Annotated in this window: 25 protein-coding genes; 20 read left to right on the top strand and 5 right to left on the bottom strand. The window is 62.1% G+C overall.

What is annotated here, in order from left to right; all coding sequences use genetic code 11:
- Window positions 1-34: 34 nt before the first annotated feature.
- The 3 genes from ACZYOF_RS03610 to ACZYOF_RS03620 all read right to left on the bottom strand — a co-directional run bounded on the left by ACZYOF_RS03610 (window position 35) and on the right by ACZYOF_RS03620 (window position 4306).
- Window positions 35-1630, bottom strand: coding sequence for an ABC transporter substrate-binding protein (locus tag ACZYOF_RS03610; RefSeq protein ID WP_463714832.1), 1596 nt, complete (start codon window positions 1628-1630; stop codon window positions 35-37).
- A 79-nt stretch (window positions 1631-1709) separates the two neighbouring features.
- Window positions 1710-2660, bottom strand: a complete 951-nt coding sequence (locus ACZYOF_RS03615) for a CobW family GTP-binding protein (protein WP_463714833.1) — start codon at window positions 2658-2660, stop codon at window positions 1710-1712.
- Window positions 2657-4306, bottom strand: a complete 1650-nt coding sequence (locus ACZYOF_RS03620) for an amidohydrolase (RefSeq protein ID WP_463714834.1) — start codon at window positions 4304-4306, stop codon at window positions 2657-2659. The genes ACZYOF_RS03615 and ACZYOF_RS03620 overlap by 4 nt, the downstream gene beginning before the upstream one ends.
- Window positions 4307-4493: 187 nt before the next feature.
- Between ACZYOF_RS03620 and pdxR the strand changes: the two genes are divergently transcribed.
- Window positions 4494-6032 carry a MocR-like pyridoxine biosynthesis transcription factor PdxR gene (gene pdxR, locus ACZYOF_RS03625; RefSeq protein WP_282526971.1) on the top strand — a complete coding sequence of 513 codons (1539 nt, stop codon included), beginning with the start codon at window positions 4494-4496 and terminating at the stop codon, window positions 6030-6032.
- Between the two features lie 6 nt (window positions 6033-6038).
- Here pdxR and ACZYOF_RS03630 read toward each other — a convergent pair whose 3' ends face one another.
- Window positions 6039-6827, bottom strand: a complete 789-nt coding sequence (locus ACZYOF_RS03630; RefSeq protein WP_282526972.1) for a sulfite exporter TauE/SafE family protein — start codon at window positions 6825-6827, stop codon at window positions 6039-6041.
- A gap of 253 nt (window positions 6828-7080) precedes the next feature.
- Between ACZYOF_RS03630 and ACZYOF_RS03635 the strand changes: the two genes are divergently transcribed.
- Together ACZYOF_RS03635 and ACZYOF_RS03640 are read left to right on the top strand one after the other, a co-directional pair.
- Window positions 7081-7500, top strand: coding sequence for a nuclear transport factor 2 family protein (locus tag ACZYOF_RS03635; RefSeq protein ID WP_463714835.1), 420 nt, complete (start codon window positions 7081-7083; stop codon window positions 7498-7500).
- Window positions 7497-8888 carry an NAD(P)/FAD-dependent oxidoreductase gene (locus ACZYOF_RS03640; protein ID WP_463714836.1) on the top strand — a complete coding sequence of 464 codons (1392 nt, stop codon included), beginning with the start codon at window positions 7497-7499 and terminating at the stop codon, window positions 8886-8888. Before ACZYOF_RS03635 ends, ACZYOF_RS03640 begins: the two co-directional genes overlap by 4 nt.
- A gap of 35 nt (window positions 8889-8923) precedes the next feature.
- Here ACZYOF_RS03640 and ACZYOF_RS03645 read toward each other — a convergent pair whose 3' ends face one another.
- A complete protein-coding gene (locus tag ACZYOF_RS03645; protein ID WP_463714837.1) occupies window positions 8924-9871 on the bottom strand; it encodes a LysR substrate-binding domain-containing protein in 948 nt (315 codons plus the stop codon).
- Between the two features lie 178 nt (window positions 9872-10049).
- Between ACZYOF_RS03645 and ACZYOF_RS03650 the strand changes: the two genes are divergently transcribed.
- From ACZYOF_RS03650 to ACZYOF_RS03730, 17 genes are all read left to right on the top strand, one after another.
- Window positions 10050-10814 carry an ABC transporter ATP-binding protein gene (locus ACZYOF_RS03650; protein ID WP_463714838.1) on the top strand — a complete coding sequence of 255 codons (765 nt, stop codon included), beginning with the start codon at window positions 10050-10052 and terminating at the stop codon, window positions 10812-10814.
- On the top strand, window positions 10811-11548 hold the full coding sequence (locus ACZYOF_RS03655; protein WP_130582693.1) for a branched-chain amino acid ABC transporter ATP-binding protein: 738 nt from the start codon (window positions 10811-10813) through the stop codon (window positions 11546-11548). The genes ACZYOF_RS03650 and ACZYOF_RS03655 overlap by 4 nt, the downstream gene beginning before the upstream one ends.
- A gap of 3 nt (window positions 11549-11551) precedes the next feature.
- Window positions 11552-12415, top strand: coding sequence for a branched-chain amino acid ABC transporter permease (locus tag ACZYOF_RS03660; RefSeq protein ID WP_130582694.1), 864 nt, complete (start codon window positions 11552-11554; stop codon window positions 12413-12415).
- Window positions 12412-13332 carry a branched-chain amino acid ABC transporter permease gene (locus ACZYOF_RS03665; protein WP_463714839.1) on the top strand — a complete coding sequence of 307 codons (921 nt, stop codon included), beginning with the start codon at window positions 12412-12414 and terminating at the stop codon, window positions 13330-13332. Before ACZYOF_RS03660 ends, ACZYOF_RS03665 begins: the two co-directional genes overlap by 4 nt.
- Window positions 13332-13907 carry a carboxymuconolactone decarboxylase family protein gene (locus tag ACZYOF_RS03670; protein ID WP_130582696.1) on the top strand — a complete coding sequence of 192 codons (576 nt, stop codon included), beginning with the start codon at window positions 13332-13334 and terminating at the stop codon, window positions 13905-13907. The genes ACZYOF_RS03665 and ACZYOF_RS03670 overlap by 1 nt, the downstream gene beginning before the upstream one ends.
- Entirely contained in the window at window positions 13907-15136 is a 1230-nt protein-coding gene (locus ACZYOF_RS03675) for an ABC transporter substrate-binding protein (protein ID WP_165421426.1), read from the top strand. The genes ACZYOF_RS03670 and ACZYOF_RS03675 overlap by 1 nt, the downstream gene beginning before the upstream one ends.
- A 95-nt stretch (window positions 15137-15231) precedes the next feature.
- Window positions 15232-16539, top strand: coding sequence for an LLM class flavin-dependent oxidoreductase (locus ACZYOF_RS03680; RefSeq protein ID WP_245476694.1), 1308 nt, complete (start codon window positions 15232-15234; stop codon window positions 16537-16539).
- 8 nt (window positions 16540-16547) lie between these two features.
- The gene (locus ACZYOF_RS03685) at window positions 16548-17060 is read left to right on the top strand and encodes a flavin reductase family protein (RefSeq protein ID WP_463714840.1); all 513 of its coding nucleotides are present in this window, start codon (window positions 16548-16550) and stop codon (window positions 17058-17060) included.
- Between the two features lie 363 nt (window positions 17061-17423).
- Window positions 17424-18584: a transporter substrate-binding domain-containing protein gene (locus tag ACZYOF_RS03690; RefSeq protein ID WP_463714841.1), complete on the top strand. Its 1161-nt coding sequence runs from the start codon at window positions 17424-17426 to the stop codon at window positions 18582-18584.
- Between the two features lie 24 nt (window positions 18585-18608).
- Window positions 18609-19217: an ANTAR domain-containing response regulator gene (locus ACZYOF_RS03695; RefSeq protein WP_130582701.1), complete on the top strand. Its 609-nt coding sequence runs from the start codon at window positions 18609-18611 to the stop codon at window positions 19215-19217.
- A gap of 255 nt (window positions 19218-19472) precedes the next feature.
- Window positions 19473-20729 carry an ABC transporter substrate-binding protein gene (locus ACZYOF_RS03700; RefSeq protein ID WP_130582702.1) on the top strand — a complete coding sequence of 419 codons (1257 nt, stop codon included), beginning with the start codon at window positions 19473-19475 and terminating at the stop codon, window positions 20727-20729.
- A 56-nt stretch (window positions 20730-20785) separates the two neighbouring features.
- Window positions 20786-21679, top strand: coding sequence for an urea ABC transporter permease subunit UrtB (gene urtB / locus ACZYOF_RS03705; protein ID WP_463714842.1), 894 nt, complete (start codon window positions 20786-20788; stop codon window positions 21677-21679).
- A 2-nt stretch (window positions 21680-21681) separates the two neighbouring features.
- The gene (gene urtC / locus ACZYOF_RS03710; protein WP_463714843.1) at window positions 21682-22830 is read left to right on the top strand and encodes an urea ABC transporter permease subunit UrtC; all 1149 of its coding nucleotides are present in this window, start codon (window positions 21682-21684) and stop codon (window positions 22828-22830) included.
- A 3-nt stretch (window positions 22831-22833) separates the two neighbouring features.
- A complete protein-coding gene (urtD, locus tag ACZYOF_RS03715) occupies window positions 22834-23583 on the top strand; it encodes an urea ABC transporter ATP-binding protein UrtD (protein WP_394566012.1) in 750 nt (249 codons plus the stop codon).
- Complete coding sequence (urtE, locus tag ACZYOF_RS03720; protein WP_463714844.1) at window positions 23583-24278, top strand: urea ABC transporter ATP-binding subunit UrtE; 696 nt, start codon at window positions 23583-23585, stop codon at window positions 24276-24278. The genes urtD and urtE overlap by 1 nt, the downstream gene beginning before the upstream one ends.
- 76 nt (window positions 24279-24354) lie before the next feature.
- On the top strand, window positions 24355-25392 hold the full coding sequence (locus ACZYOF_RS03725; protein ID WP_282526986.1) for an aliphatic amidase: 1038 nt from the start codon (window positions 24355-24357) through the stop codon (window positions 25390-25392).
- A gap of 77 nt (window positions 25393-25469) precedes the next feature.
- Entirely contained in the window at window positions 25470-26489 is a 1020-nt protein-coding gene (locus ACZYOF_RS03730) for an alpha/beta fold hydrolase (RefSeq protein ID WP_282526987.1), read from the top strand.
- The last annotated feature ends 8 nt before the right edge of the window (window positions 26490-26497 follow it).

Genomic DNA, 26497 nt, shown 5'->3' on the forward strand with positions numbered 1-26497 from the left:
TCGGTCTTATCGCAAGGATCTTAGGTCACAGGTTTCAGGTCTTGGGCGGCGTTTCCCAATGCACCTCGTCCAGCGGAGACATCATCCCCCAGATCGAGGTCGGCAGCCCGCCCAGGCCCTTGCTGAACGCATTGTAATAGGGCGTGGCGTTGATGAAGTAGATCGGTACGTCCTTCACCACGATCTTCTGGAATTCCGAGTAGAGCGCTTTCCGCTTTTCCGGAGAGGTTTCCACGGCGGCCGCCTGCAGCAATTCATCGACCTTCGGGTTGCTGTATTGCTGCGTGTTGGACCAGATGATGCCCTTGCGGATGTTCGAGCTCAGATAGGTCCTGTTGACGCCGATCACGGGGTCGCCCCAGTTGAACACGGTGTCCATGGTCAGGTCGAAGTCGTAGTTCGACACGCGCTGGGCCCAGGTCGGGAAATCCGGCGCCGCCCTGACCTCCAGGTTGATGCCGACACGCTTCAGCTGCGAACGAAGATATTCGGCGACATTGCGCTGCTGCTCGTCCGCGCCCGGAATATAGTCGATCGTGAGCCCGAAGCGCGAGCCATCGGCGCCCTTCGGATATCCGGCCGCGTCGAGCAGCTCGGCGGCCTTGGCGTAATCGACCTTGTAGCTGTCGACGGCCTTCTCTTCGAGCGGAGATCCCGGTGCGATCGGTCCGGTTGCGGGGGCGGCTTTGCCGCTCATCAGCTTGCCGACGATGAAATCGCGGTTTGCCGCATAGGCGATCGCTTGGCGGACGCGCACGTCGTCGAGCGGCTTCTTCTTGGTGTTGAAGGCCAGCCAGTTGAGCGGTCCGACTCCGGCAAAGCCCTTGTCGGTCACGACGATGTTGGAGGCTTTTTGCAGACGGTCGATGTCGCGGACGCCGGCGACGAATGGCAGAATGTTGACGTCGCCCCGTTCCATCGACACCAGTGCGGCGTTTGGGTCGGAGACGATGCGGACCACGATCTTGTCCAGCTTGGGCCGACCCGGCATGAAGAACTTGTCGAACTTCTCCAGCGTGTAGTACTCGCCCTGCTTGTATTCCGTCAGCTTGAACGGTCCGGAGCCGATCGGCTTGAGGTTGGCGGGGTGGGCCTTCAAGTCCTGACCGTCGCCATAGACGTGCTTCGGAAGGATCGGCATCAAGGCCGGCGACATCGCCAGCAGTAGCGACGGGCTGGGATGCGACAGTCGGATCACCGCCGTGGATGGATCCGGCGTATCGACCTTTTCAACCGCCGCCAGCATCGTCTGGAACGGGTGGTTGGCCTTGATCGCCATGATCGAGAATGCGACGTCCTCGGACGTCACCGGCTGACCGTCATGGAATACAGCGTTCTTGACCAGGTGGAGCGTCACCGACAGGCCGTCCGGCGCGACGTCCCAGGATTGGGCGAGATAAGGCTGCGGATTCCAGTTGTCGTCGTAACGCAACGGGCTAGCGAAGATCTGCGAGCTCGGCATGGCCGTGGCGAGGCCGGATTGCACCGCGCCGTTGAAGTGCCGGGGAACTTGCGTGGTCGCGATCACCGCCGCGTTGCTGCTGGCCGTCTGCGCGATCGAGCGGTGAGAGGTGGTGCAGATCGCAAATAGTCCTATCGCTCCAAGCAAAAGATATCTTCTGATCGACATGGCTAAATCCGCTTTCATGGTTGACTATTCGAGAGCTGGCACCTCTGCGGTGCTATGAGAAACATGCTTGCCTCGCTGCTCATGAGACGAACGAGCGCGCGAGCGCACCATCGAGAATGGCCTCGAGATCGGCGTCGGAGGGCAGGTCGGACGTTCCTATTCCGACAAGCGCGATCGGTGCCGGGTCGAGATCTTCGCTGGTTGCGGGTAACAATGACCAGTCGCTCGAGACCATCTGAAATACCAGCGGCGCGACCTCGCCCGAGACGCGGCACGCGCCTTTGAGGCGCAATAGCTGCGGCGGCAGCGCTTCGATTGCTGTTGCCAGCCGGCTCCGGTCGAACGCGCCGTCCCGCCGGTAGGTCCAGCGCTTGAAGTTCTTTTCGTGATCGAGCGAGTCTTCCTCCACGCCCTCGGCGCGGAAACGCGATCTTCGGCTTCTGGCGATCGGCAACAGGTCAGGCCTTGTGTCGCGCGAGAGGACGTCGATGGGCACATCCGGCCGGACGGTCTGGATTGCGCTTCGGGCCGCCTGCAGCGCAGCTTCGTCCGCGAGGTCACTCTTGCTGAGCAAAACCACATCGCACTTGGCGAATTGACCGCGGACCGTGTCTCCGACGCGTCGATCATGGATCAGCTCCGTGATCCGCGTCGCGTCGGCGAGAACGATGACGCCGTCGAGCCGCAAGTCGGGCTCGACCAATGCGATTTCTGCAATCCGCCAGGGATCGCCGACGCCGCTCGCCTCGATGATGATGCGCTCGAACCGCTCGCCGCCATCCAGAAGCCGTCCGAGCGTTTCAAGGAATCCTGAGCCGATGCTGCAGCAGACGCAGCCATTGGACAGCGACAAGGTAGTGCCGTCATGCCGTTCGATCAGCGCGGCGTCCACATTGATCTCGCCGAAGTCGTTGACCAGCACGGCATAGCGTGCGGTTGCGGTCGCGAGCAGCCGATTGAGGAAGGTGGTCTTGCCGGCGCCGAGGAATCCGCCGATCACGGTGACAGGAATGGGCGCCGCTCGCCTCATGCGCGCGGGGCCTTTCTCACCTTGCCGCCCACGACCGTTCCCCAGACCGCGACGTCCTTCAGCTTCTCCGGCGCGACCGCAAGCGGGTCGTCTTCCAGCACGGCGAAGTCAGCATATTTGCCGCACTCGATGCTGCCGATCATGCCGTCGAGCTTCAGCGTGTGGGCCGGCCCGATCGTGACCGCCGCAAGCGCCTGCTCGATGGTAAGTGCCTCGATCTCGGAGCCAAGCTTGCGCCCCGAGGACGACACGCGGTTGACGGCGCACCAGGCCGTGAACAACGGCGCGAGCGGCGTCACCGGGGCGTCGGAATGGATCGCGAAGGGCACGCCGATCCGTTGCGCCGTTCCCGTCGCGTCCAGCCGCGCGGCGCGCTCGGGACCCATCGTCAACTCGTAGTGTGAATCGCCCCAGTAATAGATGTGGTTGGCGAACAGGTTGGCGCAGACGCCGAGCGCCTTCATGCGGCGGAACTGCGCGGCGTCCGCCATCTGGCAGTGCTGCAGGGTGTGGCGGTGATCGGGGCGCGGCATCGCGGTCTGGGCGGCCTCGATCGCGTCCAGCGCCAGCTCGGTCGCTTCATCGCCATTGGTATGGATGTGAAGCTGAATGCCCGCCTTGTGATAGGTCTCGACGAGCCGCGGCAGTTGCTCCGGTGCGATGTACCAAAGCCCGTTCGGCGCGCCGTTGTGATAGCCCGGCCAGCGCAATCGCGCAGTGAAGCCCTGGATCGAGCCGTCGACCACGAGCTTGACGATGCCATAGTGGAGCTTGTCATTGTTGCTTTCGCGCAAGGCCGCGATCTTGGCGATGGCCTGTTCGGGCGAATGTGAGACCGAGGCAAGCGCCGGCACCAGCCTGACGCCGAAATCGGGTTGCGTCGTCGCGGTCCGATAGAGATCGACGGTCTGGTCGACCAGGTCGTTATGCAAGTCGGTGATCGTGGTCACGCCCTGCACACAGGCCGAATTGGCATAGCGCATGACGTCGGCAAGCGTCAGATTTCCGGACAACGGATTGCCGCCCAATGCGCGGAACACGCGAAAACGCGCGGCAATGCCCTGCAGTTCGCCGCTCGCCAGGCCATCGGCGCCGGCAACGACGCCGGAAATGTCGGTCGCGCGGAGCAGTTCGGTCTGCTCCAGAATGATGGTGTTGACATTGCTGATGTGGAAGCTGGCATGGATCACCATGACGGGCCGCGTCGTCGAGATGCGGTCAAGATCCTGCCGCGTCAGCATGCGGCCGCCGATATGCAGGGGATCAAACCCCCAGGCGAACAGCGGCGTAGTGGCGTCCCCGATGGCGACTTCCGCTTCCTTCAGCCGTGCGACAATGGCATCGATCGAGCCGACGCCCGCAACCAGTTTCCCTTCCGGCGAGCGGCGATCGCCGGCGCCGACATAGGGCAGCGACCACATCATCCCTTCCATGATGTGGCTATGGCCTTCCACGAAGCCGGGAAGCAGGACCTTCTCCGCAAAGCGGTCGTCGAACGCTCCGCCTTTGGCAAACTGCGCGATCTCGACCTCATCGCCGACCGCCACGATGCGCCCATCGCGCACTGCGACATGGGTCGCGAACGGCCGTGATGGATTCATGGTCACGATCTTGCGCGCCGCGAAGACGACGGTGTCCTGGCTCACTCTTGCACTCCCAAGTCGATGCTGCGAGCCTGATGCGCGGGGCGGGTTCAGATAAGCGCCAGATGCCATGCACAAATGGGGCCAGGGGCATGCAGCCGCCCCGTCACGTCCCGCGATGGCGCGGATTTTGCTTCCTTTTTGTTGCAACTGCGGGTCAACTGCGGAGGTTTTTCCGCACGGGATTTCAATGGGTAAATTGGTGCCATTGCGTCGGCGTGAGTCGACTGGACAGGTAAGCGTCCTTCCGCCTAGCGATGTTCTGTTCTGGAATTCGCTGTTTCAGGGCCTGGATCGGTCCGGCGCGTTCCTGCAGCTCCAGATACGGCGAATGATCGTGACGGCGATCGAGGACGGTCGCCTGCCGCTTGGGGTTCGCATGCCATCGAGCCGTGATCTTGCCGCGCTGCTCAAGGTATCGCGGAACACGATCGTCATCGCCTATGAGCAGCTCGTGGACCAGAACTTCCTGGTGTCGCGGGAACGCAGCGGCTATTTCGTCGCCGGCCTGCCGAAGCAGATTGGGCCTGTGCCAAGCAATGGGCTCGCCGCGGCGGGCAGCGATGAGAGCCGCTGGACCGAGCGCTTTGCGCTGCGTCCCTCGCAGTTTCGGAACATCGTCAAGCCGCTTGACTGGCAGAGTTATCCCTATCCCTTCATCTTCGGCCAGTTCGATCCGAGCTTGTTTCCGACCAACGACTGGCGTGAAAGCGCGCGGGCTGCCTTGAGCGTTCCCGAAATCAACAACTGGGCAAGGGACATGATCGATGGCGATGATCCTGCCCTGATCGAGCAGTTGCAACGCCAGGTGCTTCCGCGCCGGGGCATCCGTGCCCGTTCCGACGAGATCATGATGACGATCGGAGCCCAGCACGCGCTCTATCTCATCGCGAAGCTGTTCGTGGCCGCCGATACGCCTGTCGGGATGGAGGATCCCGGCTATCCGGACGCCCGCAATATTTTCGGCATGCTCACGTCAAATGTGGTGCCGCTGCGCACTGACGAGCAGGGACTGGTTCCCGACGAGGCATTCGAGCAGTGCAGGCTCGCCTATGTCACCGCCAGCCATCAATGTCCGACCGCCGTTTCCATGTCGCTCGAGCGGCGCCGCGAACTGCTCAGGATCGCTAAGGCGCGGGACATCCTGCTGATCGAGGACGATTACGAGAGTGAATTGATCCCCGAGGGCAACAGCCTGCCGCCGCTGATGAGTCTCGACGTCGACCAGAGGGTGCTCTATGTCGGCAGCCTGTCGAAAGCCCTGGCGCCCGGCCTGCGGCTCGGCTACGTCGTGGCGCCCGCGCCCGTCATTCGTGAGCTGCGGGCGCTGCGGCGTCTCATGCTTCGCCATCCGCCTCTGAACAACCAGCGCGTCGCGGCGCTGTTCATCGGTCTTGGCCACTACCGTTCACACCTGCAACAGGTCGCCCGCGTGCTGCTGGAGCGTGCGAAACTGCTCGACCGGCTGCTGCCGCAGTTCCTCCCGAACTGCAGTTGGACCCGTGCCGCCGGCAGCACGAACTATTGGATTTCCTGTCCGGAAGGCACCGACACCACGCAGCTTGCCGAAGCTGCCCGCGCCAGGGGAGTCGTGATCGAGCCGGGCGATGTCTTTTCGATGCACGAAGCCGCAACCCTCCATTGTTTCCGGCTCGGTTTCTCATCGATCCGCACCGACCGGATCGAGCCCGGCATGGAGCGCCTCGGATCGGTGGTTGCGGGCCGCTGAACCTCGTCACATCAATTCGCTGACGCCCTTGATCGCGCTGCCGATGGCGATAAGCCCGAGGCTTGCGATTGAGACCTGGCGGTGCAGCGCATCGCCGCCGCGGCGGAACGCCTGCTCGCCGATCCAGGTGCCCGCAAGCATGATCGGCAGCGCCAACAGTGAAAGAAACAGGGCTCGCTGGTCGAGCAAGCCGACCAGGGTGGTGCTGATCAGCGCAGCGATCGAGGTGGCCAGGAAAAACACCATGAGCGAGGCCCGCGCTGCCACGCGGCCGAACGGCCCCGACATATAGTACATGACGACAGGCGGGCCTGGCATCGCCGCCAGTCCATTGAAAAGCCCGCAGATCAGGCCGACCAGCATCGTCATCGCCTTTGACGGCGTCTGTGCTACGCGGGCGCCGCCGTTGAGCGCGATCACAGCCGCAATGGTGATGGCGGCAATAAGGATGCGCGCCACCGATGCAGGCACGATGCTCAGCGCCAACGCGCCCACAGGCGATCCGGCAGCGGCTCCGACGATCAGCCAGCGCAGCGACGGCCAATGGCCATCCTGACGGGCGCGCGGAAAGTCCAGCGCACTGCCCATGAATTGCAGGCAGATCGCGATCGGAACGGATTGCGATGGCGGCATGAACATGCCGAGCAGGGGGACCGCAGCCAAAGCGAAACCGAAGCCGGTAAATCCGCGCAACAAAGCCGCGGCCAGGACGGAAAACGCGGTCGCCATGAGGACAGCCGGCGTCAGCGAAGCCGACGCGGCCAGCTCGCTCAGGCGCGCAGTGAGATCAAACATGCCTATCCATCACCGCGCATCGATGGTGAGCGCTTCTCAATTGAAGCGTCCCGGCATCGAGACGATTCGTCGGCGAAATTGCTTGAATGCGGCGCTAGTCGAAGGAGCCAGCCGAGGCCGTACCATCGGGCCAGTTCTGGTCACAGAGGATCGGCCGATCTGGTTCTAAGGGGGTCGTCGGCCTTGTGGCAGCTTGCGACCGAGCCGCCTGACACCAAAGCCTTGGCGCCTGCCGGCCCCTCAGGAAAACCACATGTCGACGCTCGAAGCTCTCAGGCGAAATCTTCTTGAAGAATTGTTCGCGGCCTTCAACCGCCACGATGGTGTCGCCGTTATGGCCTGCATGACGGACGACATCGTATTTGATGCCGCCGCTGGTCCCGATATCTGCGGTCGCCGTCTGACTGGGACCAAGGAGGTCCGCGCCGCGTTTGAAAATACGTGGACCAGCATGCCCGATGTGAGCTGGCAGTGCACCCGCCACGCCGTGTTCGGCGATCGTGGAATTTCCGAATGGATTTTTCGCGCGACCACCAAGGATGGCCAATGCATCGAGGCGGAAGGGTGCGACCTGTTCACCTTCCGCGGTGACAAGATTTGCGCCAAGAGCGCGTTCCGGAAGGATCGTCCGCTGCTGCCCGCGCTTGCAACGGAGGAGACTGTGCTGCGATGAACGTGCAGGTGACCGCGCCGGCCGTGGCCTACGACCCTCACTACGATCCCTTGGTCTCGGACGGTCCGGGGCGCAACAGGGACTATGCCCCGACCTATTGGATCGCGACGGCGGGAACTCCGCCTGAAAGCGACGGGCCGATCGTCGGCGATACCGATGCGGACGTCGCGATCATCGGATCGGGCTACACCGGCCTTGCCTGCGCGATCTTTCTCGCCCGCGAGTACGGCATCAAGGCCACCATACTGGAGGCCAATCGCGTCGCCTGGGGATGCAGCACGCGCAATGGAGGCCAGGCACAGAATGCCGCCGGCCGGCTGACGCACTCGCAGTGGATCGCCCGCTGGGGTGTGGATGTCGCCCGCCGCATGCATGCCGAAATTGAAGACGGGTTTGCAACGTTCGAGGAACTGGTTCGCCAGAGCCCCATCGATTGCGAGCCGCAGTCGGGTGGGCACCTCTATATCGCGCATCGCCAGCGTCGCCTGGAAAAGATTGCCGCCGAATCGAAAGTTCTGAACGACGTTTTCGGCACCACGACGCGCGTCCTGTCACGTGAGGAGGTGCGACGCGATTTCGTCGCCGACGCGGAAGCGGTTGGCGCGATTCACGAACCGCTCGGCATCGGCGTCCATCCGGCGAAACTTGCGTTCGGCTATCTCAAGATGGCCCGCGATCTCGGAGCGCGCGTGCATCCGGCAAGCCCCGTTCTCCACATCGAGCCGCGCGGTGGAGCATTTCTCCTGGAGACGCCGGGCGGCACGGTCAAGGCGCGCGCGGTGGCGATTGCGACCGGCGCCTACACCTCGCTCGGATTGACGCCGGTGCTGCATGGCCGATGCATGCCGATCCTCTCCAATTCGATGGTCACCCGGCCGCTGACCGCTGCAGAGCTGGAAGCCACCGGCTTTCGCACCAAGCAGGTCATCACCGACACAAGAACGCTTCGCTTCTACTATCGGCTGCTGCCGGACAATCGCGTTCAGATCGGCAGCCGCAGCGCCATCACCGGCGCGGACGCGACTCATCCAAAGCACCTTCAGCTCCTTATCGAGGGACTCAATCGGAAATTTCCAACGCTTCGCGGTATCGAAATCGATTACTCCTGGTGGGGTTGGGTCGATGTTAGCCACGACATGATGCCGCGCATTTTCCGCCCCGACCCGAAGCAGGCGCTCGTCTATGCGCTCGGCTATGGCGGGAACGGCGTTTCCTATTCGGCGCAGGCCGGCCGGCGCATGGCGCAGATGATCGCGGGGAAAACATTCAGCGGCCACGACCTGCCTATCTTCACCTCGCCACTGCCTGGGCATCCATTCGCGCCGTTTCGTCGCCTCGGACAGCGGATGCTTTATGGCTGGTATCACCTGCGAGACGAGGCCGCCTGACGCAGGACGCCATGCGGCAGGGCTGATGTTTCCGCTCAGAGCGCCTCGGCATGTTTGGCTTGACGTCGACGCGCCGGATTTGTTCCAACATCGCGCTCGATATGAGCGGCCAGATGATCTGCGGCCGGAAACGCTCCGGTCTTGCGCCTCCAAAGCACGAGTTCGACAGGCGGCAGCGGCGGCATCCCGTCCTGTTCGGTCAGGCGACGCAATCCTGCAACCTTGACCGACTCTGCGAGCACAATGACGGCCGCATCTGCGAGCGCCATCGCCTCCATCCCGGCGATGCTTTCCGAAACGCAGGCAATGCGCCATGCCCGACTCGCATTGTTGAGCGCTTGCAAGGCGTAGTCCCGGTAGAGATTGCCCTCGGGAAGCAGAGCCAGCGGCAACGGCTTTTCCTGAAACGCCCGTCCCGATTTCGCGCCAAGCCAGACCAGCGGCTCATGACGCAGAAGTGTGATGCTTGAGACATTGGGATGAACGGTAGGCATCCGCGTTGCAAGGGCAACGTCGAGTCGCCCGGCCGAAATTTCCTCGGAGAGTTGTGCGCTGAGTGCGCAGCGGACCGTGACCTCGATCCCGGGATACGCGGCCCTGAAGCTTGCAAGCGTCTCGGGCAAAAGGAATGCGGCATAGAGATCTGGACAGCCGAGCGTCACGCGGCCGGCGATCTCTTCACTCGAAAGACGCGAATATGCATCATCGTGCATCTTCAGCATCTGGCGCGCGTAGGGCAACAGCATCTCTCCATGCCGCGTGAGACGCGGGTGGCGAAGGTCTCGTTCGAACAGCGGACGTCCGACTGCGTCGTTCAAGCGGCCAAGCTGAAGACTGATCGCGGGCTGAGTTCGATTGAGCCGTCGCGCGACGCGAGTCACGCTCTGTTCCTCCACGAGCATGACGAACGTGCGAAGGAGGTTGATCTCGAGCGGGCGACCCATGGCCAGATCATAAATAGAACTTTGCTTTTCGCGAAGCACAATAAATTTGCTTGCAGGAAGGGCGCAATCTAACGTCCGCAAAGGATCAAATTTGCGCGTGCACACTATAAAAGCGGATGTGTTCAAGTTTTAATCAGGGGCGGTGGGGTGGTGTTTGGGGCTGTCATGACCCGCGCGAGCGAGGCGTGATGTCGGATGTTCCGGGGAGTCGTGGCTGGTGAGCGCCTTCCTGAGCGTTGAGCATCTCAGCAAGCACTTCGGCGGTGTCGCGGCTTTGCACGATTGCTCGCTTTCGTTTGCGAAGGGGCGTGTCACTGGCCTCATTGGTCCCAATGGAGCGGGCAAGACCACCCTGCTGAACACGATCACTGGCCTGGTGAATCCGGATCGGGGTTCGGTCGCGTTCGATGGCCATGACGTGACCGGCTTGCCGATGCATCGGATCGCTTCGCTCGGTCTAGTCCGAACGTTTCAGATTGTCAGGGAGCTTCGCGGTCTCACCGTGCTTGAGAACCTGCTGCTTTCGCCGCCTCGTCAGGTCGGCGAGCGGATTGGCGGCGCATTGTTCGCGCGGCCCCTGGTCAAGCGGCAGGATCAAAAGAACGCGCTCAAAGCGCGCGAGATATTGCAGCGTCTTGGGCTCTGGCACGTCGCCGATCAATCCGCGGCTGCGCTTTCGGGTGGCCAAAAGAAGCTGCTTGAGATCGCGCGCGCCCTTTTGCTCGACCCCAAGTTCATTCTGCTCGATGAACCAGCGGCCGGCGTGGCGCCGCCTCTGCTCAAGGACATCATCCAGCTGATCAAGGAACTGAATGCGGAGGGCGTCTCGTTCGCCCTGGTCGAACACGACATGCATCTGATCGGCGAAGTCTGCCACGACGTCCATGTCATGGCGGAAGGTACGGCGCTGGTCTCCGGCTCGTTTGCTGACGTCACGGCAGATCAACGCGTGATCGATGCCTATCTGGGGATGGCGCTGTGAATCCGGACGATATCATCCCGGCCCTTTCGATTCGCGATCTTCGCGCCGGATATCCTGGCGGCGGAGACATTGTGCGCGGGGTCACGCTCGATCAGCCGCCCGAGACGATTCTCGCGGTCATCGGCCCGAACGGCTCCGGGAAATCCTCGTTCGTAAAGACGCTGGCAGGCCTGCTGCGTTCACGGGAAGGATCGATCGAGGTGACGGGAGAGGCCGTCACCTCGCTGTCGCCAGCGAAGCGCGTCATGGCAGGGCTTGCCTACGTTCCCCAGGAAGAGAATGTCTTTCGCAATCTGACGATCCGGGAAAATCTGAAGCTCGCAACGGAATTCCTGCGCGGCCGCAGCGGCGTTGGCCCGGCGCAGGAAGCCCAGGTGCTGTCGTTGTTTCCGGAAATCGGCCGGAGGCCCAAGACGCTTGCGGGGGATCTGTCCGGCGGACAGCGGCAAATGCTGGCGTTCGCCTGTGCCTTGCTGTCCAACCCTGAGGTTCTGCTGCTCGACGAGCCAACCGCCGGGCTGTCGCCGAAATTCGTAAGCGAGACGATGGAAGCCGTCGCCCGCGTACGTGAAGCCGGTGTCGCCGTGCTTTTGGTCGAACAGAACGTGGCCGCGGCGCTGCGCATCGCCGACGAGGTGATGGTGCTGGTGGCCGGCCGCAAGAGCCTGCAGGCCCGCGCGTCCGACATATCGAATGCCGATCTGGCCGATCTGTTCTTTGCAAAGATGCAGTAGCGCATGTTAGGCCAATTGATCATCAACGGTCTCGTTTCCGGGCTATTGCTCGCGCTTCCGGCGCTCGCGCTCACCTTGGTGTTCGGCATCCTGAAATTCCCGAACTTCGCCGTCGGTGCGACGCTGACGTTTGGAGGTTATGCCGCCTGGGTCATGAATCATCAGGTCGGCGCGCCCCTGTTTGTCGCAGCGGCGGTCGCCGCCACTATTGCGGCCGGACTGGCCATTGTCTGCGACAGATTGATCTTTGAAAGGTTGCGTGACGCCGGTTCGATCGCGTTGCTGGTCGCCTCGCTCGGCCTCTCGCTCGTTCTTGAGAACATATGCCGGTTCGTGTTCGGTAATTCCACCCGCAACTTCGACGTCGAAATTGCACGACCGATCCGCTGGAACGGCCTGCGGATCAATCATGAGCAGATCGTCACGGCGGTGACCGTAATTCTCTGCGTCATCATCCTTCAGCTTCTGCTTTCCGCCTCGCCGCTCGGGCGCGCCATGCGCGCAACGGCGGACAACCCAGCGCTTGCCGCGGTCCGAGGCATCGAACGAAACACGGTCGCGCGCATCACGTGGGCGCTGTCGGGCGTGCTTCTGGCGCTGTCGGGGGTTCTGGCGGGACTGGACCGTGCCGTCGATCCGCTGCTCGGGTGGAGCTATCAGCTTCCGGTATTTGCCGCCGCGATTCTCGGCGGGCTTGGTAGCCCGATTGGAGCGGTCTTCGGCGCTCTCGTGATCGGTCTGGCCGAGGAACTGTCGACACTCGTTTTGCCGACCAATTACCGACAGATCGTCAGCTTCGCGATCATTCTCCTGTTGCTGCTCATGCGGACGCGCGGGTTGTTCGGGGCAAAGGCGGTGCGCAAATGATGGTCTATCTCTCCACCGTCATCGTCTTGGTATCCGTCGCTGCCCTCGTTGGGCTGGGCCTCAACTTCCAATGGGGCGTGGCTGGCCTGGTCAATTTCGGAGTGGTCGGCTTTGTCGCGCTGGGTGCCTACACTGCGGCTCTGTCGGTGTCCCATGTCGGATGGCTGTCGGCCATGGTGCTCGCGGCGGCTGTAAGCGCCGCCGCGAGCACGATCCTTGCGTTCCTCTCGATACGTCTTGCCGACGATTACCTCGCCATCGTCACCATCGGCTTTGGCGAGGTGATCAATATTCTGCTCCTCAACGAGGATTGGCTGACCGGAGGAGCGTTGGGAATCGCAAACATTCCGCGTCCGCTGTCCTCGATCATTCCAGCCGCGCAATACGATACGATCCTGCCGTTGCTGGCGATGCTGTTGGTCGCCCTGACGTTCGCGGCGCTTGAAACGCTGGTGCGGTCGCCGCTTGGCCGCGCGCTGCGGGCCGTGCGCGACGATCCCACGGTAGTGAGCGCGCTAGGCAAGCCGGTCCTGGTGCTTCGCATCAAGGCGTTTGCCGTCGGCGGCGCCGTGATGGGGATCGCGGGCTCGCTCCACGCCTTCTATCTCACCTATATCGATCCCGGTCAGTTCACTTCCATCATCACGGCCTATGCTTTCATGGCCGTCATTCTCGGCGGGCGAGGATCGAACCTCGGCTTGCTGATCGGCGCCTGCACGATCATGAGCCTGATCGAGGCGACGCGCTTCCTCAAGGACACGCTGAGCATCGTCGATGGCGTGCAACTGGCCGCGTTGCGCCTCGGCCTGGTCGGTCTCGGCATCATTCTTCTCCTGCTCCTGCGTCCGCAGGGGTTGCTGGCCGAGCCGCACAAACGCATTCGTGACTTTTTCCCGGACAGCGAGGAGACGCATTGATGCCGCGCGTTCACCCATTATCATCCGACGCGTTGCCTGCGCCCGTCGCCGAGGTCTATGAGCGGTTCGTCAAATTTGGGCCGTTTCAGGATCAGGCCGCGATTCTCGCTCACGTTCCTCCCGCTCTCGATCATCTCTACCGAATGCTGATGGAGCTCAAGGTACGGGGTGGCGTGCCCTGGCGCTATGTCGAGCTTGCCATCGTCGTAACGTCGAAGCTCAACGCTTGCGCCTTCTGTGTCGCGAGCCATTCTCCCGTCCTCCGGATCGAGGGCATCTCGGATGCGGCGATCGCCACGCTGCCTGCCGGCGATCATCCTGACTTTGATGACACCGACCGGCTGGTGATCGAATACGCCACGTTGATCACGCAAAAGGCGGGGCAGATCCGGGACGGCGTGTTCGAACGTCTCCGCGCCTGCTTCAGCGACAGTCAGATCGTGGAACTCACGCTGCGCGTCGCGCTTGCCGGATTCTTCAACCGCTTCAACGACGCATTGCAGATCGACGACGGCCGTGCGCTTGCGGTTTTCGAACGACAGGAATCGGAATCCCAGACACAGGAGCTTGAATGATGACGAAGTCGGATTGGATGCTTAATCGGCGCCAACTCGTTGGCATGATGGGCGTGTCGTTGGCGGGACTCGCTGTAAGGCCCGGCTTCGCGCTGGGGGCCGGTGAGATTCCGATCGGAATGGTGCTGCCCTTCACGGGGGCCACGGGTCCCTATGGACCCGATATGAAGAAGGCGGCGGACCTCGTGGTGAAGACGATCAACGATGCCAGCGGCGTTCTCGGCGGCCGCAAGCTTCAGCTTTACATCGAGGATTCCGAGACGAGCGCGACAACCAGCGTCACGGCAACACGCAAGCTGCTTGACGTCAACAAGGTGGAGGTCGTCGGCGGCTTCTGGGGCAGTCCGGAAGCGCTCGCCGCCAAGCCGCTGATTCTGGCGGCCAGCAAGGTGCAGATGGTGTCCGCCTCCGCCGACGGCATCACCGATGGCGACAACAAGGGTCTTGTCTATCGCTTCCAGGCGAAGAGTTCGCAATGGGGGCCGGCCGGCGCCAAGGTGATGACGAGCCTCAATTTGAAGAAAGTCGCCATTCTCGCGCAGCAGAACCCGTTCGTGGTCGCGATGATCGAGCCGTTCAAGCAGGAAATGACCAAGCGCGGCGGCACCGTCGTCGAGGTGGTCATGTACAATCCCAATCAGGCGTCCTACCGCGCCGAAGTGGAGAAGGCGTTCGGCTCGGAGCCGGACGGCGTGTTCTGCGCGTCGCTGCTTACGGATTTCGTGGCGATCGCCAAGGAAGCCTACCGCGGCGGCTTCCGCTCCAAAATTGTTGCGCTCGGAACCGGCGCCGACGCCGACGGCGCCTTCATCAAGAGCGTTCCGAACGAGGTCTCCGAGGGCATCCATCACCTTCAACCAGGGCCGCCGTTGGAATCGGCCGCGTACAAGAAGTTCGTCAAGGAGATGGGGGCTCCGGATGGGACCGTGTTCCTGTTCGCGGGAAATACCCACGACCAGATATGCGTAACGGCGCTGGCGATGGAGCACGCCAAATCTACGGAAGCGGCGGTGTGGGTTAAATCGATCCGCGAGGTCTGCAACCCGCCAGGGGAGAATGTCGACGACATCGTCCGCGCGCTCGAGATGGTCCGCGCCGGCAAGAAGATCAATTTCGTGGGCGCCGGTGCAACCGTGGACTTCAACGATCGTGGCGATCAGCTCAACCGATCGTTCGTTCACCAAGTGATCCGCTCCGGTAAGAACCAGATCGTGGAGATCGTAGCCTGACCTGACGTTACAGGTCGATCAATCGAATCGTTGAAACGGGGGGCGCGACGGCGTGTTGCGCCCCGAGGGAGAGACGCATGCCGAAAACAAGCAGGATGCACCTTTGCGGGTTTCTGATCGCCGGGCCGGTGGTTCATAGCCACGCAATCTGGAGAAATCCTAAGCATCGCACGGACTTTCTCAGTCTCGGTCACTACGTCGGGATTGCCCGGCTGCTGGAACGGGGAAAGTTCGACTTCATGTTCTTCGCAGACCGGTTGGCCATTGCGGATCGATATGGTGCGAGCCATGAGACCGGTATCCGCCATGCAGATCAGGATGCGACGCGAATGGATCCGGTGCCGATCCTCGGCGCGATTGCGGCGGTGACGAGCCGTATCGGCCTCGGTGCGACGCGCTCGACCACATACGATGCGCCCTACAACATCGCGCGCGAGTTCGCGACGCTGGACCATATCTCCGCTGGCCGCGCGGCGTGGAATGTCGTCACATCCATGAACGACGGCGAGGCGCTAAACTATGGCGACGTTCCGCATCTCGGGCACGATGATCGATACGACCGTGGCGACGAATTCATGGAGGTCGCCTTTGGCCTATGGGACAGTTGGGACAAGGATGCCCTGCTGCTCGACCGCGAAAACGGAATCTATGCGGATCCCGGCAAGGTTCATTACCTGAATCATAAAGGACGGTGGTTTCAGTCGCGGGGGCCTCTGAACATTCCGCGCAGTCCGCAAGGACGGCCCGTCATCATCCAGGCGGGATCGTCCGGCAGGGGCAAGGCTTTTGCGGCTCGCTGGTCCGAGGTGATCTTTGCGCTCCAGCCGAGCTTGGAGCGCATGCGAGCGTTCAAGAGCGACGTCGCTACCGCGCTTGTCGATGCGGGCCGGACGCCCGATGCCAGCAAGGTACTGATGGCGATCATGCCGTTCATCGGCGAGAGCCGGGCCGAAGCGGAAGAAAAGAGAGATCTTCACGATTCGCTGGTCAACCCGCTGGTCGGGCTTTCGACCCTCGCTGCCCACGCCAATGCCGATTTCTCTCATTTCTCGCTGGAGGAGAGTGTCGAGCAGCTTCAGTCGTCGGGAAGTCAGGGAAATCTGGCCGCATTGAAAAGCATCGCGGCTGGAAAATCCATCACGATCGCGGACGCCGGTCGTATCTATGGCCAGGGCGTCATGTGCCCAAGGCTGGTCGGAACCGCAAAGGATGTTGCCGAGCAGATGGCGGAAATTGTCACGTCAGGCGCATCGGACGGGTTTGTGGTTTCGCCCGCGTTTCTTCCTGATACCTTCGAGGATTTTGTCGGGAAGGTCGTCCCTGTCTTGCAGAAGAATGGGCTCTTTCGGAGCGAATATGAGGGGGGGACTTTGCGATCTCACCTCGGGTTGGTCGCAACATAGGACGGTAGATGTCCGAACTCGACAAACGCCTGTCACTTTCCTCGGTCGATGCCGAGCAATTCAGGGCGGCCATGCGGTGCATTGCCTCGACCGTGACCGTCATTACGAGCCGGGCGGATTCCGTGACGAACGGGATGACGGCAACCGCCGTTTGTAGCGTTTCGGCCTCGCCGCCTTGCATTCTTGTCGTCATCAACCAGGCCAATCGTTCGCACTCGCTGATCGAAGAGGCAGGTGTTTTCGCAGTGAATGTGCTGGCGTCGAACCAGTTGCCGCTGGCGCAGCATTTTGCCTCGAGACCGGACGAGCCGCTCGAGAGCGTGGAGCATCACCAGGGGCGGACAGGAGTGCCAATTCTGGGAGGATGCGCGGCCAGCCTGGAATGCCTGCTTGAATCGCAAACGAAATCGGGAACGCACTCGATCTTCGTGGGGCGGGTTGTGTCGGCCCGGGAAACAGGAGCTTCGCCATTGCTTTACTGGAGTGGCCGGTTTGCGAGCCTCGAGAAAGAGCTTCCTTGAGTGCGAGTAAGAAGCTGCGGTTCGTTCGCTCCTGGTGTGTAAAGCGGACCAAAGCTCCACATTGGACGCCGAGTGGGCTTCGCGGCGTAGCGGGCTCGCAAACACGGGCTACGATCTCGCACGCCAACCTACAATTCCTTACGCTTGGTGGTGGCGCGTGACGGTCTCTGGTTAGAATAATGTGTCCGCGAATTGGATTTGGACGATTTCATCACGTCGATGATCCTACAGTCGAGAGAGTAGCACGAACAATGCACCAGGCATTTCTGGCAGACCAGCCACTTTCCTTTTCGAACAGATCGGTAATAAGCTGCTCCCCTTGGACAATGAAGTCGCCGAGAACCTGGAGCAGTTTGCATCATTATGGGTTTGATGGAGAATAGTGCCGGTGCGTGGCGTGTCGGCGTCCTGTTTTCGCAAACAGGCGTCACATCGACGATCGAGCGGACGCAGCTCAATGCCACCTTGCTGGCGATCGAGGAAATCAACGCGAGAGGAGGCATTCTGGAACGGCCGATCGAGCCGATTTTGTACGACCCTGCCTCCGATCCCAAGAAATTTCGCGCCTTCGCCGAGCGGCTGTTCCAGGTGGACAGGATCAGGCTTCTGTTCGGCTGCTACATGTCGAGCACGCGCAAAGCGGTCCTGCCGGTGGTCGAGGCGCATCGCGGATTGCTGTTCTATCCTACCTTGTATGAGGGCTTCGAATATTCGCGCCACTGCATCTATACGGGGGCTGCGCCCAACCAGAATTCGCTGCAACTCGCCAAATTCCTGCTGTCGGCCTACAACCGATTCCTGTTCGTCGGCTCGAACTACGTCTACCCCTATGAATCGAACCGCGTGATGGCCGATTTCGTGGTGCAGGGAAAGGGCAAGGTGCTGGACGAGATCTACGTGCCGCTGCGCCCGACCCCTGACGATTTCGACAAGGTCATCCACCGCATCAAGAAGACCTCGCCGGACGTCATTTTCTCCACGGTGGTCGGCAGCGGCACGTCCGTGCTTTATCGCGCTTATCGCGCGGCCGGCTTCGATTCGGCGCGCATGCCGATCGCGAGCCTGACCACGAGCGAAGCGGAGGTTGCGGAAATGGGTGCCGAAGCTGCCGAAGGCCACATCACCGCAGCTCCCTTCTTCGAGACGCTTTCCTCGCCGGCGGCAAAGCGCTTCGTCACCAGCTTCAAGGAGAAGTACGGTGCCGACGCTCCCGTCACCGCCTGCGCCGAGGCCGCCTATTTCCAGCTTCATCTGGCGTTTCGCGCGGTCGCGAAATGCGGCTCCGACGATCCCGAACAGGTGCTCGGAAACTTGCGCGACGCCGAATTCGACGCCCCGCAGGGCCGCGTCAGGGTCGATCCGGAGAACAACCACACCTTCCTGTGGCCGCGGATCGCCCGGCTCGACCGGCATGGCCGCTTCCAGACGGTCTGGAATCCCGGCGTGCGGGTGAAGCCCGATCCCTACTGTGTCGTCCAGAGCCTCGACGATTGGTCAGTCGAGCTGCCGGTGCTCCACTCATAAGCATCCCGTAACGGAGAACTGGACGTGGCCATCCAAATTCTTCGGGACTTGCGGGGATTGCGGGTTCACGTCGTGCATCCGGCCGACACCGAGCGCACCAGGCTGGTCGAGCATCTGCGCCGTATCGGGTGCATGGTCGAGACCCAGTGGCCGGTGCCGGATTGCTGGGCGGAAGGCGCCGATATCGTGCTGCTCGCGATCGAGCACGACGTGCGCGAGGAAATCCAACGGCTGTTGAAGTCGGATGCAAACCACCGGCCGACGCTGATCGCCGTGGTCAGTTACGAGGATCCATCCACGCTCCAGCTTGTGCTCGAAGCCGGCGCAGTCGCAGTGATCGAGCGACCGATCAGGCCGTTCGGCCTGCTCACCAATCTGACGATCGCGCGCAGTCTGTGGCTCGAGCGGCGCGAGGCCGAGAAACGCGTGCGCAAGCTTGAGCGCAAGCTCGCCGGTATCCAGCGTATCCAGAAGGCGAAGGTCATTCTGATGGATGGCCAGGGATTGAACGAAGCGGAAGCATACGAGACGATCCGCAGACAAGCGATGTCGAAACGTCTGTCGATGGACGAGATGGCGGCCGCGATCATCCACGCAAATGAGCTGTTGCAATACCGTTTGAAAGGTGATTAGCTTTTATGGTGTCGCGAGAGGAAATCCTTCTCGCGACTTTTGCTGGACCATCGATGCTGCTGGTTCGGCTCAGGCTAGGTAAGCCCGAAAGATCCGCGAGGGTCTGTCGGGCTTTTTTGCTTTGTGGGGTCGATATCCGCCGCCGACGCATTAGCGTTTTCGGGGGAGCGTCCTGATCTGGGATTTTTCTGGCTTCGAAACAACGCGCTTCGGCGCGAACGGCTTGGTGCGCCTGGACACACGGGGAGCATAGGTATGGCGATCGACAGACGGAGGTTTTTGAGGAATGGCTTGCTCGCGACTGGTACGGTGATCACGTCGCCTTGGGTCTTTCAGACCGGCGCGCGTGCGGCAGGCGAGGTCAAGGTCGGCGTGTTGTTCTCTCTGACCGGTGGTCTTTCGATTATCGAGAAATCGCTGCATGACGCGACGCTGATGGCGATCAGCGAGATCAATGCCGCCGGCGGCGTCAAGGGCATGAAGATCACGGCGATCGTCGAGGACGGCGCTTCCGATCCCAAGACTTACAACGAGAAGGCTTCGAAGCTTGTCATCCAGGACAAGGTGCCGACCGTGTTCGGCTCCTACACCTCGGCGAGCCGTAAGGCGGTGCTGCCGGTGTTCGAGAAGCGCAACAATCTCTACTTCTATCCGACTTATTACGAAGGCTTCGAATGCTCCAAGAACGTCGTCTACACCGGCGCCGTTCCGAACCAGCAGCTTTCGAACTTCATCCCCTGGATCATCAAGACGCTTGGCAAGAAGAAATTCTTCATCGTCGGATCGAACTACATCTATCCGCGCGAGATGGCCAAGGTCTCGAAGATCCTGATCGAGAAGAACGGCGGCGAATGGATCGCCGACGAATATCTCGAACTCGGCCATTCCGAATGGGGCTCCATGGTCAACAAGATCAAGAGCTCGGGCTGCGACGTCGTGTTGTCCAACGTGGTCGGTGACTCCGTGGTCGCCTTCTACCGCGAATACAAGAACCAGGGCCTCACCCACGACAAATTGCCGATCTGCGCCACCGTGACCTCCGAGATCGAGATCGCGGCGATGGGCGCGGAATATGCAGTCGGCAGCTACACCTCGTTCCCGTATTTCCAAGCGATCGACACCGACCGCAACAAGGCCTTTGTCGAGCGCTACCGCGCCTTCGTGAAGGATCCGAAGGCGGTGACCCACCACGCGCTGGAGTCTTCCTATTTCCAGGCCTTCCTGTGGAAGCAGGCGGCCGAGAAAGCCGCCGAGATCACACCGGTCGCGATCCGCGAGGCGGTGAAGGGACAGGAGTTCGATGCGCCCAACGGCCATGTGAAGATCGATCCCGAGAACCTGCACACCTATCTCACGCCGCGCATCGCGCAGTGGCTCCCGGACGGGCAGGGCAAGATCATCGACGCCTACAAGGAGCCGGTCGTGCCGCTGCCCTATGTCGCCTATGGCGAGACCCCGACCAACCTGTTCTGCACAGGCAAGGGGCTCGATACGGCCAAGCTGAAAACCTGATCGAGGCACAGCCTCCGCCGCGCGTGCTTGCGCGCGGTGGAGGGTGGGACGGTGGCATGCTCGAAGTTCTTTTTATCGGTCTCAGTCTCGGGTCGATCCTGCTTCTGGTCGCCCTTGGCCTTGCGATCACCTATGGCGCGATGGGCGTGATCAACATGGCCCATGGCGAGATGGTGATGGTCGGCGCCTATGTCACGGTGCTCTCGGGCATCTGGTTCGGCACCAATATTTTCGTGGCGATTCCGCTCGCCTTCATCGTCACCGCGCTGCTCGGCCTCCTGATCGAGCGCGTCGTGGTGCGCAGGCTTTACGGCCGCCTGCTCGACACGCTGCTCGCGACCTGGGGCATCGCCATCCTGATCCAGCAGGCGGTGCGGCTGGAATTCGGCCTGTCGTTTCTCGGCATCCACGTCCAGGGCCTCGGGCCGGGCCTGCAGAACGTCGCCGTGCCGCCGTTCCTGCAGGGCACGTTCTCGATCCTTGGCGCAGATATCAACCGCTACCGCACCTTCATCATCCTGGTGACCGTGATCCTCGCGCTCGTGACCTGGTTCATCATCTATCGCACCTCGACGGGCACGCAGGTGCGCGCCATCATCCGCAATCCGAAGATGGCGGCGGCCTGCGGCATCGACGTGACCCGCGTCAACGCGCTGACGTTTGCGTTTGGTTCAGGCCTTGCGGGCGTCGCGGGCGTGATGATGTCGGGCTTCAAGACGGTGTTTCCCGATATGGGCACGTCGATGGTGGTCGACGGCTTCCTCGTCGTTGTCATGGGCGGCGTCGGCAGTCTGCTCGGGTCGGTGTTGTCAGCCGGCATCCTCGGCGAGATCAACGGCCTCGTCGCGGCCGCGACCAACGACATCCTGGCGCGCGCGGTCGTGTTCGGCGTCGTCATCGCCATCATCGTGCTCAAGCCGAAGGGGCTGTTTGCCCTGAAGGGGCGCTGACGATGCCGGTGAAACGCAAGATCGACTGGGCGATCTATGCCGCGTTCGTGGTGCTGATGATGCTCCTGCCGCTGGTGATGGATGCGTTCTGGCTGAACCGCGCCGCAAAGTATCTCGTCTACGGCATGCTCGGCGTCGCGGTCGCGCTGTCCTGGGGCTATGCCGGCATCCTCAATCTCGGCCAGGGCCTGTTCTTCGGCGCCGGCGCCTACATGCTGGCGATGTCGCTGAAGCTCGCGAGCACCACCAGCCTGCAGCAGGGTTCCGACAAGCCGGTACCGGACTTCATGCTGTGGAACGCCGAGCCGGGCGCGCCGACCGAGCTCTGCTGCATTAACAAGGCCTCATTCCTGTGGCTGCCGTTCCAGAGCCAGTGGTTCGGCGTTGCGATGGGGCTGATCCTGCCGGTGCTGCTCGCGACGATCCTCGGCACCATCGTGTTCCGCAAGCGTATCTCCGGCGTGTTCGTCTCCATCATCACGCTGGCGCTGGTGCTGCTGGTTCGTCTGGTGGTGATCGACTCGCAGCCCGTCACCAACGGCTTCAACGGGCTTACCGATCTCGGCTGGTTCAATGTCGCGGGCCTCGAGTTCGACCCTTACATCGTTCCCACCTACTATCTCGTCGCGGTCTCGCTCAGCCTGGTCCTTGTCGGCGCGCGGCTCCTGATCGATACGCGCTCCGGACTGATCCTGCAGGCGGTGCGCGACGACCAGAACCGGGCGCGCTATCTCGGCTTCGACGTGCCGGCCTACCAGACCTTCTTTTTCGCGGTCTCGGCGGCAATCGCGGGCTTTGCCGGCATGCTCTACGTGATCGTGTCGGAGTTCGCCTCGCCGACCTTCATGGACCTGACGTTCTCCATCACCATGGTGGTGTGGGCGGCGGTCGGAGGCCGCGCCTCGATCTTGGGCGCCTGCATCGGCGCGATCCTGATCAACACGATTTCGGCGACCGTCAGCGAGACCGAAGGCTTTGCCGAAGCCTGGAAAGCGATCATCGGCCTGATCTTTGTGCTGGTGGTGCTCTATCTGCCGCGCGGCCTTGCCGGGCTCGCGCATGACTTCATCGACCGCTTATTGGCGCGCAAGCCCACCGCCTCTCCGCAGGCGTTGCAGGTGAGCGAAACCTCGTCGCAGCTCGCGGAGTAGGCGATGGCGCAGGCGGCACTCACCATCGACGGCTTGAGCGTGGATTTCGAGGGCTTCAAGGCCGTCAACGGCGTGACCATGACGGTCGACGACGGCGAGTTGCGCGTGCTGCTGGGCGCCAACGGCGCCGGCAAGACCACGCTGATGGACCTGATTTCCGGCAAGACCAAGTCGACCGACGGTCGCGTTTATCTGCACGATACCGACATCACCAACTGGGAAGAGCACAAGATCGCGCGCGCCGGCATCGGCCGGAAGTTCCAGATCCCGAGCGTGTTCAAGGAGCTTACGGTCCGTCGCAATCTCGAAGTGGCGAGCTGCAAGAAGCCGGGCGTGTTCGCCAATCTGCGCTTCGGCTTCGGCGCGGAGGCGGAGCGCAATGTCGACGAGGTGCTGGAACTGATCGGCCTCATCGAGGAGCAGGACCGCATCGCCGCCTATCTCAGCCACGGCCAGACCCAGTGGCTCGAGCTCGGCCTCCTGATCACGCAAAACCCAAAGATCATCCTGCTGGATGAGCCGACCGCCGGCATGACCCAGGCCGAGACGCACAAGACCTCGGAGATCGTCAACAACCTCAGGGGCCGTCACACCATCATCGTAGTCGAGCACGACATGGCCTTCGTGCGCGAGATCGCCGAGCGCATCACGGTGTTGCATCTCGGCCAGGTGTTGGCCGAGGGAAATGTCGAGCAGATCGAGAACAATCCGAAGGTGCGCGAAGCCTATCTGGGATCGAAGGGGATCTCGTGATGCTCGCCTTCGCCCATGTCGACAGTTTCTATGACCGCAGCCACATCCTGCACGATGTCTGCCTCGACGTGCCCGACGGCGAGGTGACCGCCGTGATGGGCCGCAACGGCACCGGCAAGACCACGCTGTTGAAGACGCTGATGGGGCTGACCGACCGGATGGGCGGCGAGATCAGGTTCGATGGCGACAACCTCGGCGTCAAGCCGACCTTTCAGCGCGCGCGGGCGGGCATCGCCTATGTGCCGCAGGGCCGTGAGATCATCCCGGACTTCTCGATCCGCGAGAACATCCTGATGGGCTCGTTTGCCCGCAGCGACGGCAAGCGCGAGATCCCGCCGCTAGTGGCCGAGCTGTTCCCCTATCTGATCGACAATCTCGACCGCAATGGCGGCGTGCTGTCCGGCGGTCAGCAGCAGCAGCTCGCGATCGCGCGCGCGCTCGCCGCCGATCCGAAGATCATCCTGCTGGATGAGCCCAATGAAGGCATCCAGCCCTCGATCGTCGAGGAGATCGAGAACGTCATCATCCGCCTCAACCGGGACGTCGGGCTCACCGTCGTCCTGGTCGAGCAGAACGTATCGTTCGTCCGCCGCGCCGCGCATCGCTTCGCGATGATGGAGAAGGGGCGCGTGGTGGCGTCGGGCGAGATCGGCGAGCTCAGCGACACGCTGGTTCACCGCCACATGGCGGTGTGAGCTGGATGTCGCGGGGGGCAGGCAACGGTGCGTGAGGACCAAGAACCAGTGACCATAAAACCGCAAGGAGAGCGATATGCTGCACGGTGATATTACTTCCAGCAACGACACGGTGGGCGTCGCCGTCGTGAACTACAAGATGCCGCGCCTTCACACCAAGGCGGAGGTGCTCGCCAACGCCCGCAAGATCGCCGACATGATCGTCGGCATGAAGACTGGCCTGCCGGGCATGGATCTGGTGATCTTCCCGGAATATTCCACCCACGGCATCATGTACGACTCCAAGGAGATGTATGAGACGGCGTCCGTCGTGCCGGGCGAGGAGACCGAGATCTTTGCCGAAGCCTGCCGCAAGGCGAAGGTCTGGGGCGTGTTCTCGCTCACCGGCGAGCGGCATGAGGAGCATCCGAAGAAGGCGCCCTACAACACGCTGATCCTGATGAACGACAAGGGCGAGATCGTGCAGAAATATCGCAAGATCATGCCCTGGGTGCCGATCGAGGGCTGGTATCCTGGCAACTGCACCTACGTCTCCGAGGGGCCGAAGGGCCTGAAGGTTTCGCTCATCATCTGCGACGACGGCAATTATCCCGAGATCTGGCGTGACTGCGCGATGAAGGGCGCGGAGCTGATCGTGCGTTGCCAGGGCTACATGTATCCGGCCAAGGACCAGCAGGTGATCATGGCCAAGGCGATGGCCTGGGCCAACAACGTCTATGTCGCGGTCGCGAACGCCGCCGGCTTCGATGGCGTCTATTCCTATTTCGGCCATTCGGCGATCATCGGCTTCGACGGCCGCACGCTCGGCGAATGCGGCGAGGAGGATTACGGCGTGCAATATGCCCAGCTCTCGAAATCGCTGATCCGCGATGCGCGCAAGAACGGCCAGTCGCAGAATCATCTCTTCAAGCTGGTCCACCGCGGCTACACCGGCATGATCAATTCGGGCGACGGCGACCGCGGCGTCGCAACCTGCCCCTACGACTTCTATGCGAAGTGGATCGCCGATCCGGAAGGCACGCGCGAGATGGTCGAATCCTTCACCCGCTCGACCGTCGGCACCGAGGAATGCCCGATCGAGGGCATCCCAGCCAAGAAGGTCGCGCATCGCTGAACTGGAGTATGATGCGGCGCCGGCCGAATGACCGGCCGGCGCACGCCAAACCATGAAACAAGAGAGGATGCGCCGTCATGACTCTCGACTACGAAATCTACGACCTCGGCGACGTCAAGCTGCAGCGCGGCGCGACGCTGCGCGGCTGCGAGCTGGCGTACAAGACCTTCGGCACGCTGAACGCCGCGAAGGATAACGTCATCGTCTATCCGACCTGGTATTCGGGCCAGCACTACGACAATGAGTGGCTGGTCGGGGAGGGGCGCGCGCTCGACCCGAGCAAATACTTCATCATCATTCCGAACATGCTTGGCAATGGGCTGTCGTCATCGCCGAGCAACACGCCCGAGCCCTATAACGGCCCACGTTTTCCGCAGGTGACGGCCTACGACAATGTGCGCGTGCAGCACCGGCTGGTGACCGAGAAGTTCGGCATCAAGCACATTCGCCTTGTAACCGGCTGGTCGATGGGCGCGCTGCAGACCTTCCACTGGGGCGCGCTCTACCCCGACATGATGGACCTGATCGCGCCGTTCTGCGGCTCGGCGAAATGCTCGCGGCACAATTTCGTCTTCCTCGAAGGCGTGAAGGCGGCGCTGACCGCCGACGCAGTCTGGAAGGAAGGCTGGTACACCGAGAAGCCCGCCCGTGGCTTGCGTGCCGCGGCCCGCGTCTATGCCGGCTGGGGATTCTCCCAGGCATTCTATCGCGAGAAGCTCGATCTCGAGGCGCTTGGTTACTCCTCGCTGGAAGACTTCCTGGTCGCATTCTGGGAAGGTTTCTTCCTGCCCAAGGATCCCAACAATCTCCTGACCATGCTCTGGACCTGGCAGAACGGCGATATCAGCGACAACGAAATCTACAAGGGCGATTTCAAGGCGGCGCTGGGCGCGATCAAGGCCAAGGCCTATGTCATGCCTGGTCAGACCGACCTCTATTTTCCGCCGGAAGACAGCCAGTCCGAAGTGGAGCACATGCCAAACGCCGAGTTCGTTCCGGTTCCCTCGATCTGGGGCCACTTCGCGGGCGGTCCCGGCACCAATCCTGCGGATGTCGATTTCATCGACGCCAAGCTGAAGGAGCTGCTGGCGAAGTGACAGCCTGC

Source organism: Bradyrhizobium sp. LeoA1Lang, from assembly GCF_055413685.1.